General features: G+C 52.5%; 18 protein-coding genes and 1 pseudogene. 10 read left to right on the top strand and 9 right to left on the bottom strand.

Going from position 1 to position 14,538, the window contains the following annotated elements; translation table 11 throughout:
* The first annotated feature begins 865 nt into the window (after positions 1-865).
* Positions 866-958 (top strand): annotated as a pseudogene (locus HRU78_00385) (PEP-CTERM sorting domain-containing protein).
* 183 nt (positions 959-1,141) lie between these two features.
* Positions 1,142-1,972 carry an inositol monophosphatase gene (locus HRU78_00390; GenBank protein ID QOJ22289.1) on the top strand — a complete coding sequence of 277 codons (831 nt, stop codon included), beginning with the start codon at positions 1,142-1,144 and terminating at the stop codon, positions 1,970-1,972.
* On the opposite strand, the gene scpB is transcribed toward HRU78_00390, so the two are convergent.
* Genes scpB through HRU78_00420 form a run of 6 tightly spaced genes read right to left on the bottom strand, consistent with a single transcriptional unit; the run spans position 1,966 to position 6,816 of the window.
* Positions 1,966-2,613: an SMC-Scp complex subunit ScpB gene (scpB, locus tag HRU78_00395; GenBank protein ID QOJ22290.1), complete on the bottom strand. Its 648-nt coding sequence runs from the start codon at positions 2,611-2,613 to the stop codon at positions 1,966-1,968. The two genes, HRU78_00390 and scpB, sit on opposite strands and share 7 nt — an antisense overlap.
* Positions 2,582-3,373, bottom strand: coding sequence for a segregation/condensation protein A (locus HRU78_00400; protein ID QOJ22291.1), 792 nt, complete (start codon positions 3,371-3,373; stop codon positions 2,582-2,584). The genes scpB and HRU78_00400 overlap by 32 nt, the downstream gene beginning before the upstream one ends.
* 40 nt (positions 3,374-3,413) lie before the next feature.
* Complete coding sequence (locus tag HRU78_00405; protein ID QOJ22292.1) at positions 3,414-4,616, bottom strand: tryptophan--tRNA ligase; 1,203 nt, start codon at positions 4,614-4,616, stop codon at positions 3,414-3,416.
* A 23-nt stretch (positions 4,617-4,639) separates the two neighbouring features.
* Positions 4,640-5,305, bottom strand: a complete 666-nt coding sequence (locus tag HRU78_00410; protein ID QOJ22293.1) for a site-2 protease family protein — start codon at positions 5,303-5,305, stop codon at positions 4,640-4,642.
* Positions 5,298-5,930, bottom strand: a complete 633-nt coding sequence (locus HRU78_00415) for a threonylcarbamoyl-AMP synthase (protein ID QOJ22294.1) — start codon at positions 5,928-5,930, stop codon at positions 5,298-5,300. The genes HRU78_00410 and HRU78_00415 overlap by 8 nt, the downstream gene beginning before the upstream one ends.
* 25 nt (positions 5,931-5,955) lie before the next feature.
* On the bottom strand, positions 5,956-6,816 hold the full coding sequence (locus HRU78_00420; GenBank protein QOJ22295.1) for a PHP domain-containing protein: 861 nt from the start codon (positions 6,814-6,816) through the stop codon (positions 5,956-5,958).
* A gap of 127 nt (positions 6,817-6,943) precedes the next feature.
* Between HRU78_00420 and HRU78_00425 the strand changes: the two genes are divergently transcribed.
* The 5 genes from HRU78_00425 (at position 6,944) to HRU78_00445 (ending at position 9,950) form a co-directional block, all read left to right on the top strand.
* A complete protein-coding gene (locus tag HRU78_00425; GenBank protein ID QOJ22296.1) occupies positions 6,944-8,170 on the top strand; it encodes an NnrS family protein in 1,227 nt (408 codons plus the stop codon).
* 40 nt (positions 8,171-8,210) lie between these two features.
* The gene (locus HRU78_00430) at positions 8,211-8,753 is read left to right on the top strand and encodes a hypothetical protein (GenBank protein QOJ22297.1); all 543 of its coding nucleotides are present in this window, start codon (positions 8,211-8,213) and stop codon (positions 8,751-8,753) included.
* A complete protein-coding gene (locus HRU78_00435; GenBank protein QOJ22298.1) occupies positions 8,725-9,147 on the top strand; it encodes a nucleoside 2-deoxyribosyltransferase in 423 nt (140 codons plus the stop codon). Before HRU78_00430 ends, HRU78_00435 begins: the two co-directional genes overlap by 29 nt.
* 75 nt (positions 9,148-9,222) lie before the next feature.
* Positions 9,223-9,636, top strand: coding sequence for a nucleotidyltransferase substrate binding protein (locus HRU78_00440; GenBank protein ID QOJ22299.1), 414 nt, complete (start codon positions 9,223-9,225; stop codon positions 9,634-9,636).
* On the top strand, positions 9,633-9,950 hold the full coding sequence (locus HRU78_00445; GenBank protein ID QOJ22300.1) for a nucleotidyltransferase domain-containing protein: 318 nt from the start codon (positions 9,633-9,635) through the stop codon (positions 9,948-9,950). Before HRU78_00440 ends, HRU78_00445 begins: the two co-directional genes overlap by 4 nt.
* A gap of 60 nt (positions 9,951-10,010) precedes the next feature.
* Here the strand turns inward: HRU78_00445 and HRU78_00450 are convergent, their stop codons facing one another.
* A complete protein-coding gene (locus HRU78_00450) occupies positions 10,011-10,307 on the bottom strand; it encodes a type II toxin-antitoxin system mRNA interferase toxin, RelE/StbE family (GenBank protein ID QOJ24844.1) in 297 nt (98 codons plus the stop codon).
* A complete protein-coding gene (locus tag HRU78_00455; protein ID QOJ22301.1) occupies positions 10,291-10,539 on the bottom strand; it encodes a type II toxin-antitoxin system Phd/YefM family antitoxin in 249 nt (82 codons plus the stop codon). Before HRU78_00455 ends, HRU78_00450 begins: the two co-directional genes overlap by 17 nt.
* Before the next feature lie 176 nt (positions 10,540-10,715).
* Between HRU78_00455 and HRU78_00460 the strand changes: the two genes are divergently transcribed.
* The gene (locus HRU78_00460) at positions 10,716-11,255 is read left to right on the top strand and encodes a histidine phosphatase family protein (GenBank protein ID QOJ22302.1); all 540 of its coding nucleotides are present in this window, start codon (positions 10,716-10,718) and stop codon (positions 11,253-11,255) included.
* Positions 11,256-11,267: 12 nt separating this feature from the next.
* Here the strand turns inward: HRU78_00460 and HRU78_00465 are convergent, their stop codons facing one another.
* Entirely contained in the window at positions 11,268-12,371 is a 1,104-nt protein-coding gene (locus tag HRU78_00465; protein ID QOJ24845.1) for an SMP-30/gluconolactonase/LRE family protein, read from the bottom strand.
* Between the two features lie 192 nt (positions 12,372-12,563).
* On the opposite strand from HRU78_00465, the gene HRU78_00470 reads away from it, so the two are divergent.
* Together HRU78_00470 and HRU78_00475 are read left to right on the top strand one after the other, a co-directional pair.
* Positions 12,564-13,847, top strand: a complete 1,284-nt coding sequence (locus HRU78_00470) for a terpene cyclase/mutase family protein (protein ID QOJ22303.1) — start codon at positions 12,564-12,566, stop codon at positions 13,845-13,847.
* A 21-nt stretch (positions 13,848-13,868) separates the two neighbouring features.
* On the top strand, positions 13,869-14,537 hold the full coding sequence (locus tag HRU78_00475) for an HAD family phosphatase (GenBank protein QOJ22304.1): 669 nt from the start codon (positions 13,869-13,871) through the stop codon (positions 14,535-14,537).
* Position 14,538 lies beyond the last annotated feature (1 nt).

Consider the following 14,538-nt stretch of genomic DNA (forward strand, 5'->3'; position numbering starts at 1 on the left):
AATATGCATACCCTGAAAAAAGGGGGGATACATATATGAAATTAATTAAATTGAGTGGTCTTAGAATTTAAAATAAGGAGTAATAATTATGAAATTCGAAATGAAAAAAAGCCACATTGCTGTAGCGTTAGCTCTGTGCGGTACGTTTGCTACCGCAGCGAACGCTGCGCCTACCGTAATCAGCTCTGGTTTGACATCAGCTACCATCGATGATGCGGGTTATTTTTCTTCTTCTTCACCTCTGGGAATGAGCTATGCGGGCAGGGAATTTGTAAATCTCGGCACCTTCGCTTCCAACTGGTCACTGAATGCCAATGGCGGATCTGTTGCGGTTGCCGATGAAGTAACTTCAAGCAATCCATTAGCTACTACCACTTTTGGAGTTGGTGGAAGCGTGACTGTCACAACCAATTTCGGTGGTGGAGGAGGTGGCTGGGCGCTGACAGAAACAATTACCATTCCTACAGATGGTCATATCGCAGTCGGTATTATTCTTACGAACAACACTGGAGCGGCTGCTACGGGCGTACAATGGGGTGTCGGTTTTGACCCGGACCAAGGTGTACCAGCCGGTCTCGGATTTGGCACTACGAACGAAATCCTCGCATTAGGTGGCGATTCTGCTGTGAGAGCTACCAGTTTGGACGGTTATAATGTAACTCTCCATAATACAACCAGTGCATCTGCATTTTCAATTGCACCTTACATTGATCTATCGACCTGCTGCAGCCCGGTTGATCCAGCTCTTATGTTAGCCGCAGGACAAGCGGTTGGAGGTTATGGTTTTGCTGATAATTCAATCAACTTGGCTTACGATCTTGGTACCATTGGTAGCGGTCATTCTGTATCATTCGGCTACGAGTACATCCTGGCCGTTCCAGAACCAGAAACCTATGCTATGTTGCTGGCTGGTCTCGGTTTGATCGGTTTCTCAGCACGTCGCCGTATCAGCGCTTAAAGCATAGCTTTAGTTCGCTAGAAGGACCGCATTCCGTTGTTGGAATGCGGTTTTTTTATTTTCTGTTCGTTTTTCTGCGGCAAGTAGAGTTGACTGTGTCGCAACAATTCTTAAATCTAAAATCAAGCGGGCGGGATCGATTCATATTAAAATCGCGCTTTTTGTAAATTCTGAATCAACACTATGCATCCTATGCTGACCATTGCGGTGAAAGCCGCGCGCCGTGCCGGTAATATTATTAATCAGGCATCCCAGAATCTGGATTTACTCACTGTATCGAAGAAGTCGCACAGCGACTATGTCAGCGAGGTCGACGGTGCAGCCGAAGCAGCGATTATCAAAGTGCTGCTGACGGCTTATCCGGATCATGCGATCTTGGCGGAAGAAAGCGGTCATCAGGGAGATCAGAAAAAATCAGAATATCAGTGGATTATCGATCCGCTCGACGGCACGACCAATTTTCTGCACGGTTTTCCCAAGTATTCGGTTTCGATTGCGGTTAAGCACAAAGGAGTGCTCACGCACGCAGTGGTCTACGACCCGAACTTGAATGAATTATTTACCGCCAGCCGGGGTGGCGGCGCTTTTCTGAACGACCGCCGCATTCGTGTCAGCAAACGCACCAAGCTGGATGATTGTTTGATCGGTACTGGCTTGCCGTTTCGTGATTTGACGCATATCGATGCTTATTTTGCCATGTTGAAAGACCTCGTGCCGCGTATCGCCGGGATCCGCCGGCCGGGATCCGCCGCGCTGGATCTCGCTTATGTCGCAGCCGGGCGTTACGACGGTTTTTGGGAAATCGGTCTGGCGCCGTGGGATATGGCTGCCGGGTGTTTGCTAATCACCGAAGCCGGAGGTTTGGTTGGCGACTTGGAAGGCAATGAAACGCAATTGGAAAGCGGCCAGATCGTGGCAGGGAACCCAAGGGTTTTCGGACAGTTGCTGCAAGTGATCGCGCCGCATCTCACACGCGCGCTCATCGAAGCGCAGCAGGCGGCAAAATCTCAATGACCGGATAATTCCTCCGGCTCCGGTAAAGGTAACGCTTGGTTATCGCCATCGGATTCAAGTAACGATCTCATTTCTTCCAGTGGCGGCAACTCATCCAAGGAACGCAGATTCAGGTCGTCCAGAAAGTGAGCTGTGGTAGCAAACAGTGCCGGTTTTCCCGGTACGTTACGATGGCCGACTGTTTCAATCCAGCCGCGTGACATCAGTGTTTTGAGCACCGAACCGGAAACGCTGACCCCGCGGATTTCTTCGATATCGCCGCGGGTGACCGGCTGGCGATAAGCGATGATGGCAAGCGTTTCCAAAACCGCGCGTGAATAACGCGGCGCTTTTTGCGGCGTCAAACGTTCCAAATACAGTTGCATATCCGCCTTGGTTTGGAAGCGCCAGCCGCTGGCCACTCTTACCAGTTCCACACCGCTATCGCGCCAATGGTCACGGATTTCTTGCAGCAAATTCGCCAAAACTGCAGCGCTTAATTCATTATTGAACAATTTTCGTAATTCGCTGATGGGTAAGGGATCTTGGGTTGTAAGCAAGGCCGCTTCCAGGATCTGTTTGGTTTTCTCAGGACTCAGCGAGTCCAGGGCATCCGGCGCATCCAACTGGCTAGGACTGAGCGATGTCAATGGTGCGGACATAAATCATTCCGTTATCGGGGGATTGCGAAATTTCCAGCAGCAATTCTTTGGCCAATTCCAGAACGGCCAGAAAGGTCACGACGACTTCCGCGATTGTAGCTGCAGGGCTGAACAAATCATAAAACTCAACTTGCTGATGGCCGCGCAAATCACGCAGCACTTGGCTCATATAAGCACGCACGGACAGGGTTTCGCGCTTGATTTGATGGTGCCGGTTAACTTTTGCGCGCATCAGAATGGCAGCCCACGCGTTGCGTAAATCGTCCCTATTGATATTGGGTAATTGTGTCGCGGTTTTTTGTTCGATCCAGACTTGCACGATATTGAAGTCGCGCTCGGCTTGCGGAATGTCGTTCAGGCGTTCGGCGGCTTTTTTCATTTGCTCGTATTCCAACAAGCGCCGCACCAGTTCGGCGCGCGGATCATGCTCTTCTGCCGTTTCTGTTTTGGGATTCGGTAGCAACATGCGCGATTTGATTTCGATCAGTAGCGCAGTCATGAGCAGGTATTCAGCGGCCAACTCCAGTTGATCCACGCGCATCATCTCAACGTAGGCCATGTACTGCCGCGTGAGCTCGGCCATCGGAATATCCAGAATGTTCAGATTATGCTTGCGGATCAAATACAACAGCAAATCCAAAGGGCCTTGGAACGTATCCAGAAAAACTTCCAGCGCATCCGGCGGAATATATAAGTCCTGTGGGATCTCCAGCAGCGGCTCGCCGCAGATGGTAGCGACCGGCTGAGGTTCAACTTGCATCAGGTACCAAATTCACCGTGTCGTGTAATGTGGTGATGCATCAGGAATAACTCAGCCCCATCGCTTCGCGGATATCGCGCATGGTTTCTTCCGCCAGCTTGTTGGCTTTTTCGCAGCCGTCGGCGATGATGTTGCGTACCAGCGTCGGGTCTTCTTCATATTTTTTGATTCGTTCGGCCATCGGTTCTTGTTCCGCGAGGATTTTGTCGATCACCGGCGCTTTGCAATCCAGGCAGCCGATTTCGGCATTCTTGCAACCCCATTGCACCCATTCGCGGGTTTTGTCGTCGGAATACACCAGATGGAACTGCCACACCGGGCATTTGGCCGGATCGCCCGGATCGCTGCGCCGCACGCGCGCCGGGTCGGTCGGCATAGTGCGCACTTTTTTGCGGATGCTTTCCGGGTCTTCGCGCAGACTGATGGTGTTGTTATACGACTTGGACATTTTTTGACCGTCCAGCCCTGGCATTCGGGAGGCTTCGGTCAACAATGTTTCCGGTTCGGTCAGAATCATTTTTCCGCCGCCTTCCAGGTAACCGAATAAACGTTCCCGGTCACCCAGACTCAAATTCTGCTGCTCGTTCAGCAACGACCGGGCCTCTTCCAGTGCGTTTTCGTCGCCCTGCTCCTGGTACAGCGTGCGCAATTCGGTATACAGTTTGGATTTCTTCGATCCCAGCTTTTTGATCGCAGCTTCCGCTTTTTCTTCAAAACCGGGTTCCTTGCCGTAGATATGATTGAAGCGGCGCGAAATTTCACGCGTGAATTCCAGATGCGGCGCCTGGTCTTCACCGACCGGAACCCGGTTGGCGCGGTAAATCAGAATATCCGCGCTTTGCAGCAGCGGATAGCCGAGAAAACCGTAGGTGCTGAGGTCTTTCTCGGATAATTTTTCCTGTTGGTCTTTATAGGTCGGTACGCGTTCCAGCCAGCCGAGCGGCGTCATCATCGACAGCAGCAGATACAGTTCGGCGTGCGCCGGCACTTTGGATTGTATGAACAGCGTCGCTTGCGATGGGTCGACGCCCGCAGCCAGCCAGTCGATCACCATGTCCCAAACATTCTGCTCGATGATTTCCGGTGTGTCATAATGGGTCGTCAGGGCATGCCAGTCGGCGACAAAAAACAGGCATTCGTATTGCTGCTGCAACTTCACCCAGTTTTTTAGCACGCCGTGATAGTGCCCTAAATGCAGGCTGCCGGTGGGGCGCATACCGGACAAAACGCGATCAGCAAACATGTTGATATTCCAAATGTAAGATGTTAGATGTATAACCCGAAAATGGACGCGATGATAATTTTAACTCCCAGAATAACCGGTCCGGCGACGGCACCCAGAACTCCGCTGAATAACAATACCAGTAATATCATAAAGCCGTAAGGCTCAATCCGGGAAAATTGGTAAGCCAAACGATGCGGCAGCAGACTCATGACCATGCGGCCGCCGTCCAGGGGTGGCAACGGCAGCAGATTGAGCACCATCAGAACGACATTGATTTCGATTCCGGCGATTCCCATCAGCGCCAGCGGCTTGGCGAAGCCACTCCCGGGCAAGGCGATGGCCAGCTTGATCATCAGCGCCCAGAAAAATGCCATCAGCAGATTGGCGCCAGGACCGGCTGCGGCGACCCACAGCATATCGCGCTTGGGGTGGCGCAGATTGGCGAAATTGACCGGTACCGGTTTGGCCCAGCCGAATAAGAATCCCGCGCCAACGGTTAGTTTGCTCAGAACGAAGAGCGATAGCGGCACCAGGATCGTGCCGACGGGATCGATATGCCGCGCCGGATTGAGACTGATACGGCCAGCGCTGTAAGCGGTGAGGTCGCCGAATTTCTTGGCGACATAGCCGTGCGCCGCTTCGTGCATGGTAATGGCGAAAATCACCGGTAGCGCGTAAATGGCGATGCCTTGAATGATTTCATCCATGGCTGATTCCAAACGGTTCAAGACTACCTTTACCTTGCCGTACCAGCGCTGGCACATCGGTCGTCAAATCGATCACAGTGGTCATGTCGATGCCGCAGGAACCGGCGTCCATCACCAATTCCACTTGGTGCTCCAGGCGTTCGCGGATTTCTTCCGCGTCGTTCAGCGGAAACTCGTCTTCCGGCAGTATCAACGTGGAACTGAGCAGCGGTTCGCCGAGTTCTTCCAGCAGCGCTTGCACTACCGGATGATCGGGGATGCGCAGGCCGATGGTATTGCGTTTCGGGTGCTGCATGCGCCGCGGCACTTCGCGGGTCGCCTGCAAGATGAAGGTGTAGCTGCCGGGCGTTGTCGCTTTCAGCAGACGGTACTGGCTGTTATCGACTTTGGCGTAATTGGCGATTTCCGCCAGATTGCGGCACACCAGCGTGAAATGATGGCGCTCGTCTACTTGCCGGATGGTGCGGATGCGCGTCATGGCATCTTTATCGCCGAGATGGCAACCAAGGGCATAACACGAATCGGTCGGGTACACGATAATGCCGCCGCTGCGTACAATGGCAACTGCTTGTTTGATCAACCGCAGATGCGGCGTGTCGGTGTGGATAGAGAAAAATTGCGCCACGGCAGGGGTTGTTAAAATCAGTGTCTCAATCGATCAATTCTGCATTCACGGTGTTTTTCCAATGCTGCCAGACCGGGGTGCAACCCAGCGGAAATTCCGGCAATTGCCCGAGATCGAAATGGCTTTCGCCGGGTCCGTGAAAATCCGAGCCGCAGGAAGCCAGCAAATTCCTGTTGTTGGCGTGCCGGGCGAAATGCTGCATTTGCTCCGGCGTGTGGCTCGAAGTCACCACCTCGAGCGCCGATCCGCCTAGAGCGCAAAATTCATCGAGCAGATCGTTCAGCACGTTTTTGCCCAAATCGTAACGCCCGGGATGGGCAATGACCGCACGTCCGCCGCTGCCGCAGATCCAGCTCACTGCATCGTCGAGCGATGCCCATTCGTGCGGCGCATATCCCGGTTTACCTTTGACCAGATATTTTTTGAATACCGATTTAACATCCTTGGCATATCCTTGCGCGACTAGAAAGCGGGCAAAATGCGTGCGTCCTATCAAGCTGCGCACGCCAACATAAGTGTAGGCGCCTTCCAGGCTGCCTTGAATGCCGATTTTTTCCAGTTCCGCGGCGATGTTCCGGGCGCGCTGGGCGCGTCCGGCGCGCACAACCGTCAAGCCTTCAGCCAGCGGCGCATAATCGGGATCGATGTCCAAGCCGACGATATGCAAAGTGCGGCCGCGCCAGCTGACGGATATTTCCACGCCGTTTATAAATGTGATACTTTTCGCCTCAGCGGCCTTACGCGCTTCGGCGAGGCCTGCGATATCATCGTGATCGGTTAATGCGAGAATTTCCACGCCGCGCTCAGCAGCGCGTTCGACCAGTTGTGCCGGTGTCAATACGCCGTCAGAAATTGAAGAATGACAATGTAAATCAATATTAAGCATGAAAATTCGTTGCGCGAAGCGGGACACGCATCATAACAAATAACCGCATTGAAGAGAAATTATCGTACCGGACGATGAAACAGATTGTTAGTACCATGAAAGTAAACACGTTTTACAAGGAATCCGAATGAATATATTGTCGACTGTACGCGATCATCTTTCCGCTGCGCCGCATCGCAGCCTTTTTCTAGCCGGTGCGCTGCAAGGCGTGCTGACCGTGTTGTGGTGGATCTTCGACTTGACCGGGCGCTACGGTATCGCCGGTTCGATGACCGCTTGGAGCGTCGCGCCCACCTGGGCGCATGCGTTTTTGATGGTTTACGGTTTTTTCCCGTTTTTTATTTTCGGGTTTTTGTTTACCACCTACCCAAACTGGATGAACGGTGAAAAAGTGAAGCCGCAAGAATATGTCACTACCTGCATCTTGATGGTGAGCGGCGTTGTACTGTTTTATGCCGGACTGCTGACGCATAAAGTCATCAGCATCACCGGTGTGGAATTGATGCTGTCCGGCTGGGGCATCGCGCTTTACGTGTTACTGCGCATCCTGTTGACTGCACCGGTGGAGGATAAGCGTCACGCCCGGGTCACCAGCGTTGCGCTGGTGATGGGTTGGCTCGGTGTACTGGCGTACCTGGTATGGCTGGTTACCGGCGCTGCGCTGGCACTCGATTGCGCGCGCGTTGCCGGACTCTGGTTTTTCCTGCTGCCGATCGTACTGACGGTGTCGCACCGTATGATTCCATTTTTCTCCAGCCGTGTGCTGGAAAACTACGAAATGGTAAGACCGTTCTGGATGCTGTGGCTGATGCTCGCCTGCATCGCCGCGCACGGTTTGTTGCAATGCTTCGAACTCACCACCTATTTGTGGCTCGCCGATTTCCCGCTGGCCGGATGCGCGCTGTATTTATCGTACCGCTGGGGACTCCAGCGCAGTTTTCAGGTGAGCTTGCTGGCGGTGCTGCATATCTCGTTCGCCTGGTTTGGCATCGCCATGTTGCTCTACGCCGTGCAAAGCCTGGTGTATTTCGCCTTCGGCAACCTGATCCTGGGCCTCGCCCCGCTGCACGCGCTCGGTATTGGCTTCTTCTCCGGCATGATCCTCGCCATGGCCTCGCGCGTCACCCTCGGCCACTCCGGACGGCCATTGGAACTCGACCGCTTCACCTGGCTGCTGTTCCTGGGCTTCCAGGCAACTGCCGTAATCCGGATTCTGGCCGATATTATCCCAGCAGCGGTCGCATCGATGTTCTACGTGCTGGCGGCGCTGGTTTGGTTGACGTGTTTTGGATTGTGGGCGATCAAGTTTGCACCGATTTATTGGCGGGCGAGAGTGGATGGGAAGGCGGGTTAATCCTTTTTAACTGCAAACTAAAATTTTGTCTGCTAAGACCATGAATAAGAAGAGATCCTACTTAACAGATATAGAGTGCGACTTTAATCGAGATAAACTTAAATGGGCCGATTGTTTCTGGGATCCTATCTGTGGAACATACTCGATTACTGATGATGCTGTTTCCAAATTAAGTGCGAATATAGAAGACAAAAGGAAGATTGCAAATATCCTGGCCCAGAAAAAATGTCGAGGAATTAATGTTTGTGTCCGGATAACATCCAATGAACAAGGAAGAGATGGTGATTGGTACCAGGAATCGTTTCATGACTTGCTCTCTCAATATCCATTATCGCCTTTAGAAATACTTGATGAGGTACTGATAAATATTTCTTATTTGATAAAACATCCTAGCGACGATATCTCTATAACTGAGAATGAGGTTTGGTATCTTTATTCATATGACCTTTATTCTAGTTCATATATGCTGCGACAATTTGAACAACTAGGATTCATCAAATTCTCCTTCAATGGGCCAGGAAAACAAAGATTTACTATTGAAGCTGGTGGGTGGAATGTTATCTCAGTTACAGAAAAATCTTAATAAATTCAGAAAACAAGCCTTTGTTGCAATGTGGTTTGATAAAACGATGGATAGCTTTTACCAAAATGGTATCAAGCTAGCGATTGAAGCCGACGGTACAAAATGTATGAGGATTGATCTTCACGAACATAACAATAAAATTTGCGATGAAATCATTGCGGAAATTAGAAGAAGCAATTATCTAGTAGCTGATTTTACTGGTAATCGGGGCGGTGTTTACTATGAGGCTGGGTTTGCATATGGGCTGGGTATTCCCGTAATCTGGACGGTTCATCAAAATGATTTAGCAAGTGTTCATTTTGATACCCGTCAATATAATCACATCGTTTATGAAACAGAAGAACAATTAAAAGAAAGGCTATTGAATAGAATCAAAGCAACAATTGTGAAGTAGAGCTAATTCACTAGGGATACACCGAAGTTATTTTAACAATAAAGAATTTCCTGCCAATTAATCTATAAACTTCAAATGACCAACCCCGATATCCGCTGGCAGCAGTGTTTCTCCAGTTACCAAAAAGCCTTGCTGCAACTGCAAGGGGCTGTCGAGCTCAGTTCGCAGCGCACACTCACTCTGTTGGAAAAACAGGGGGTGATTCAGGCATTCGAATTCACGCATGAATTAGCCTGGAATATGTTGAAGGATTTCTTGCAGGATCAAGGCAACCAAAATATCAAAGGGTCAAAGGATGCAACGCGGGAAGCATTTAAAGTTGAGCTGATCGGCGACGGCGAGCAGTGGATGGCGATGATTCAGAGCCGCAATGTTTCATCGCATACTTATGATGAACGTACCGCCGAACAGTTGGTGCAAGTCATTATCTGCGATTACTACCCGTTGTTTGTTGCGCTGAAAACCGAAATGGAAAAATACCGGCCATGACCGGAGAATGGCAGTTTGGCCTATCGCCCGCGACATTGGAAAAACTCAATCACGTGTTTGCACAGCACGACGCCATAGATTTGGTGCTGATCTACGGTTCGCGCGCCAAGGGAAATTTCCGCGCCGGTTCGGATATCGACCTGACCATCAAAGGCGATGAAATTCCATTCGCCGAGTTTATGCAGATTGAAGACCAGATTGACGATCTGATGCTGCCGTATACCGTCGATTTGTCGCAGTATCGCCAACTGGAGAACATCGATCTGATCGCGCATATCGACCGGGTGGGGGTAACCATTTACAACAAAAAATGATGGTAAGTAATAAGAAATGGGCTGCTGCAATACATGCAGACGCCGGACAAAGCAGCGTTCTCACCCTACCCGATACACCTTCTCATGACTCCCGACATTCACCAGAATGATTTCATGATCGGTCAGCATGATTTCCATCGTGATGCGGTAACTGAGATTGATCGATACCGCATGCAATCCGGGCAGTTTGCCTGAGAGCGCATGAATTCTCAGCGAAGGATGAAAAGGGTTGTAGCTGAGCAATTCCAGCACTTTGCGGTAGGGTTCTTTTAATTCCGGGTGTTTTTGCGCGAAGCACCGGGTGCGCTTCTTGTAGCTGTCGGTGAAAATGAGCGTGAGCTCATTGGGTGAAAACATCATCGACGTGCCGATCGATCGTATCCTTGCTGAATTGGCCGTTTGCCATGTCGCGCCGTGCTTCGTGCAGCGAGGCTTCCAGTTCCATTTCCCGCAGATAATGGTATTGCTCGATTTTCATTACGACGTAACACTCTTTGCCGCGTACGGTGATGATGTCTTCCGTTTTGTCCGTCAGGCTTTCTTCCACGCAGGCGATCCCTTTGGTTTTTAAATCGTTGGCTGTAATCATGATTAATCGTATTCTTAATGGTGCTGCAAAATATATGATCGATCGAGGGATGTGTCCATGCACACCGGAAAATAATATTGCTTGTTCAATAAAATAGCGCTTGAATACTGTTGCGCTAAGGAACCGGGCGCTATTTCAGGGTTTCGGAATCAGAAGCTAATTTAGGAGTGAATATCATGGATTTTTACTGCATGCGTCACGGGCGCACCAATTACAACGACCTCGGTTTGTGCAACGACGATCCCGACCGGGATGTGTATTTAACGGAGACCGGTATCGCGCAAGCGCAATCGGTGGCACGTGAGCTGCGGGCCGTGGCATTGAATCGCATCCTCGTCTCATCGCTGCCGCGTACGCGCCAAACGGCGGAGATCGTGAACCGGTATCACGACGTGCCGATCGAGGTGCACGCCGATTTGGCCGACATCCGCTCGGGATTCGAGGGTAAGCCGGTATCGGATTATTTTGCGGCGATTAGCCATGATCCGCTGCGGGCGCGCGTGAACGGCGGCGAGTCGCTGCTGGATCACAAACAACGCGTGCTGCGCTTTATCGACTGGTTGAAAGTGCAGCAGGATGAAGTATTGCTGGTCGTTGCTCATGAAGAAACGCTGCGGGTATTTGTCGCTTACTTCGAAGGCGGCATTGAAGATGCGCGGTTGCGCGACCTCCATATCGGTAACTGCGAATACCGGCGTTATACGGTACCGCGCTGATTTAATATTCTTTTATTCTTCGCGCGCCAGCCAACCGAGCCTTCCGGCATGCAAGCTTTGGATGTACAGCCGGTCGCGCGTTTCGGTGACTGCGGTGGTTTCGGGATAAGCGCCCGCCGGGTCTTGCAGATCGGCGACCACTTTTCCATCTTCGGTAAAAGCGATCACATGACCATAAGCCTTGGGTACCGGCCATAGCGCACGCGGCAGACGCAGCGTGATTTTGCGCAGCAATGGCTTATCACTCATGGCGTCGATCACCGGATTGCGCGGTTTGGCAAAGCCGAGCCAGATCTTGCCGTCAAGCCCGCGCATCAGGTTGTCAGGGTAGCCGGGCAGATTGTCGAGCAGCACGGCGGCTTGCGGAGAATCTTGCGTAATATCGAGCCGGTGTGCATGGACAGCGATTTTCCATATCCGGTACCGGCCCGTTTCGTTGACAAACAAGGTTCGCTCATCTTGCGAGAGTGCGATTCCGTTGGCGAAACTCAAACCTTTAGCGACGATGCGCACCGTTTTGCTAGCGGGATCGTATTCGAGCACACGGCCGGTGGACGATTGCTCCATGATGTCGAGAATGCTGGCGGTGAAGGTGCCGCCCCAGTCCTGCGGTGCAAAACGGGTTGAGGCGTCGGTGAAGTAGATTTTGCCGTTAGCCGCTACCGTGACCGCATTGGCGTAGCGGATCGGGTCGCCATTGACGGCATTCGCCAGAACGCTGGCGGCTCGATCCGGCCCGATCGACAGCAATCCTTTTATGGCATCGGCTGCGATCAAGTTACCAGCGGCATCGAAATCGAAGCCCAGCACGCGTCCGCCGGTGTTGACGAATACTTCCTGCGCCGCGCCGTCGGGATTCATGCGCACGATGTTGCCGCTCGCCATCGCGGCGTACAGCTTGCCGTCACGCGCCAGCACGACATGCTCCGGCCCGCTTTCACCGCTCAGTGCGATAAGTTGGATACCGGCGAGCCGGTTGTTCGCGGCATGCGGGCCGCTATACCCCGGCGCAGAGGGCGCTTGCCAGCTCACCGGTTGGATTGGCACCGGCCAAATGCAGAGATACGCGATCAGAGCCAGAACGGCGACGGTGAGTATCCAGGCGGTTTTTTTCATTTTGTCGCGGTAAGTGCCAAACCGGTATTCTGTCATTTTCACTGGCTGCCTGTAAAAATTTCTAACCAGCGATGGACTTCCCAGCATCCGCACATCCTGCCATACTGCAACCTCATGTATTCGCACTATTCCGGCCATGATTTCGTGAACCCGGAATGTCCGGCTGGTGAGAAATTGAGAGAGAGGGATTCCATGACGCAGATCACTGACATTATCCATCATGCGGGCCGCTGGCTGGAGCAGCAGCAGGATAAAGAATCCAAGGGATGGGGAGAACGCCGCGGCAGCCACGTCAACGTGCTGAATACCGCCGAAGCGGTGATCGCGTTGATCGACAGCGGCGTTTGCAACGCCGGCACAGGATCGATCCGCGGCGCGGTGGATTTTCTGCTGAAACATCAGACGCTGGATGGTCCGGATGCGGGTTCATGGCCGCGCGAGCTCACCACCGACGAAGGCGAAACCGTCGATATTCCCGATTTGGTGCGCACTACCTACGCGATTCAAGCGCTCATCAAAGCCGGCAAAGGCATCGACGAGCAGCCGCTGCAGTTGGCGCTGGTTTGGCTGCTGGGCCGCAGAAATGAAAACAGCAAAGGCTGGGGGTATGCGCGCGGCAAACCCGATGCGCTGATGCCGACGTGTTTTGCGCTGACCGCTTTGCTGGATGCATACGATGCGTACCCTGGTGCGTATCAGAGCGAGATCCTGCAAAGTCTGCAGCATCTGGTGGAGGTTTATTACAATGACGGCGGTAACGAGGTGCGCGGTTCTTTCGGCGCGCCGGGTTCGCTGCAGGGCATACACACGATTTATGCCGCGCTGGTGTTGCAAATCGCGCGCAACAACAATTTAAGCTGCTACTTGGAGCAGGAAAAGCAGGCGATCGAATGGCTGCTGCGCAATCCGGATGAGGCTATCCGGCTGCGCGAGGAATGGGTGGAAATCGATCAAGCCGATGTTGGCGACGGTCAAACCGGCGGCTACGGTTTCATGGTGATGACCGATACGTTACTGATGAAGCTGCTGCTGGGGTCGGAAAACATCGATGACAAAAAGAGCGCGCTGGCGCATGAGGCGATGCATAGCCTCAAGGACAAGATCGACGACAGCACCGGCGCTTTTTACGGGCCGCGATTATTTTCCTGGGCCACATCGAAGGCGCTACCGGCATTGGTCGTGTTACAGAAGCATGCGGGCGTGGAATATCCTGACCTTCCGGCGCGCGCACCGGAATCCCGCACCGAGTCGGGGCGCTGGAAAACCGGTCCGGTGATCATCGGGTTCGTAACTTTGCTATCCGGGCTGGGTTTTTATCTGATGGTCAACGAAAAATTCGGTTTGCTGGAATTCAGTTTTTTTGTCGTCATGATGCTGGCGGCGCTGCTGGCGTACGGCGCCATCGGCGAGAAGACTTTCAGCGAGCTGTTCGGTACCGTTGGCAGTTTGCTGAAAAAGAACGATGCGAAGCGATAGCGTGCATTTGAGGTTGGCAGCATGATTGATACCATCATTTTCGACGCCGAAGGGATTGTCATCGATACCGAAACGATCTGGGACAAAGGGCAGGCGATTTTTCTGCAGCGCCGAGGGTTTGTCTACGACCGGGAGCGGATCAAACCGCTGCTCACCGGGCGGACGCTGGCCGAAGGTGTGGAGGTCATGAAGCAGGCGTATCGATTCGACGGCGACACCGAGGCGCTGGCGCACGAACGTGCCGACATCGTACGCGAGCTGTTTGTTCATGAAACGACTTTCATCGACGGTTTTCTGTCCTTTTTTGCAACCGTGCGCGGCCGCTATAAAACCTGCATCGCAACATCGATGGATGAGGATCTGTTCAAGCTCGTCGACCGGCACCTCAACCTGTCGGCCCTATTTGCAAACAAAATCTACACACTCGACAAAGTCGGCTACCGCTCCAAGCCGAATCCGGATATTTTTTTGTATGCGGCGCAGCAGCTCGGGTCATCACCGGAAAATTGCGTGGTCATCGAGGATGCGCCGCATGGCATCGATGCGGCAAAACGGGCCGGGATGCGGTGCATCGCGCTCAGTACCACGTACGATGCAGGGAAATTGCAGCAAGCGGATTTTGTCGTCGATTCCTACGCGGAGATCGACCTTGCCGCAGTGAATCAGTTTGCATTTTCAGGAATGAATTGAC

Source organism: Gammaproteobacteria bacterium (assembly GCA_015709635.1).
In the GTDB taxonomy this organism is placed as follows: domain Bacteria; phylum Pseudomonadota; class Gammaproteobacteria; order Burkholderiales; family Nitrosomonadaceae; genus Nitrosomonas.

Excerpts from the sequence above, each read along its gene's own strand:
- HRU78_00445 (QOJ22300.1), top strand. The coding sequence starts at position 9,633 with ATGACCGGAGAATGGCAGTTTGGCCTATCGCCCGCGACATTGGAAAAA.
- HRU78_00450 (QOJ24844.1), bottom strand. The coding sequence starts at position 10,307 with ATGTTTTCACCCAATGAGCTCACGCTCATTTTCACCGACAGCTACAAG.
- HRU78_00435 (QOJ22298.1), top strand. The coding sequence starts at position 8,725 with ATGTTATCTCAGTTACAGAAAAATCTTAATAAATTCAGAAAACAAGCC.
- HRU78_00425 (QOJ22296.1), top strand. The coding sequence starts at position 6,944 with ATGAATATATTGTCGACTGTACGCGATCATCTTTCCGCTGCGCCGCAT.
- HRU78_00465 (QOJ24845.1), bottom strand. The coding sequence starts at position 12,371 with ATGAAAAAAACCGCCTGGATACTCACCGTCGCCGTTCTGGCTCTGATC.
- HRU78_00410 (QOJ22293.1), bottom strand. The coding sequence starts at position 5,305 with ATGGATGAAATCATTCAAGGCATCGCCATTTACGCGCTACCGGTGATT.
- HRU78_00400 (QOJ22291.1), bottom strand. The coding sequence starts at position 3,373 with ATGCAAGTTGAACCTCAGCCGGTCGCTACCATCTGCGGCGAGCCGCTG.
- HRU78_00420 (QOJ22295.1), bottom strand. The coding sequence starts at position 6,816 with ATGCTTAATATTGATTTACATTGTCATTCTTCAATTTCTGACGGCGTA.
- HRU78_00470 (QOJ22303.1), top strand. The coding sequence starts at position 12,564 with ATGACGCAGATCACTGACATTATCCATCATGCGGGCCGCTGGCTGGAG.
- HRU78_00455 (QOJ22301.1), bottom strand. The coding sequence starts at position 10,539 with ATGATTACAGCCAACGATTTAAAAACCAAAGGGATCGCCTGCGTGGAA.
- HRU78_00440 (QOJ22299.1), top strand. The coding sequence starts at position 9,223 with ATGACCAACCCCGATATCCGCTGGCAGCAGTGTTTCTCCAGTTACCAA.
- HRU78_00390 (QOJ22289.1), top strand. The coding sequence starts at position 1,142 with ATGCATCCTATGCTGACCATTGCGGTGAAAGCCGCGCGCCGTGCCGGT.
- HRU78_00430 (QOJ22297.1), top strand. The coding sequence starts at position 8,211 with ATGAATAAGAAGAGATCCTACTTAACAGATATAGAGTGCGACTTTAAT.
- HRU78_00405 (QOJ22292.1), bottom strand. The coding sequence starts at position 4,616 with ATGTTTGCTGATCGCGTTTTGTCCGGTATGCGCCCCACCGGCAGCCTG.
- HRU78_00460 (QOJ22302.1), top strand. The coding sequence starts at position 10,716 with ATGGATTTTTACTGCATGCGTCACGGGCGCACCAATTACAACGACCTC.
- scpB (QOJ22290.1), bottom strand. The coding sequence starts at position 2,613 with ATGTCCGCACCATTGACATCGCTCAGTCCTAGCCAGTTGGATGCGCCG.
- HRU78_00475 (QOJ22304.1), top strand. The coding sequence starts at position 13,869 with ATGATTGATACCATCATTTTCGACGCCGAAGGGATTGTCATCGATACC.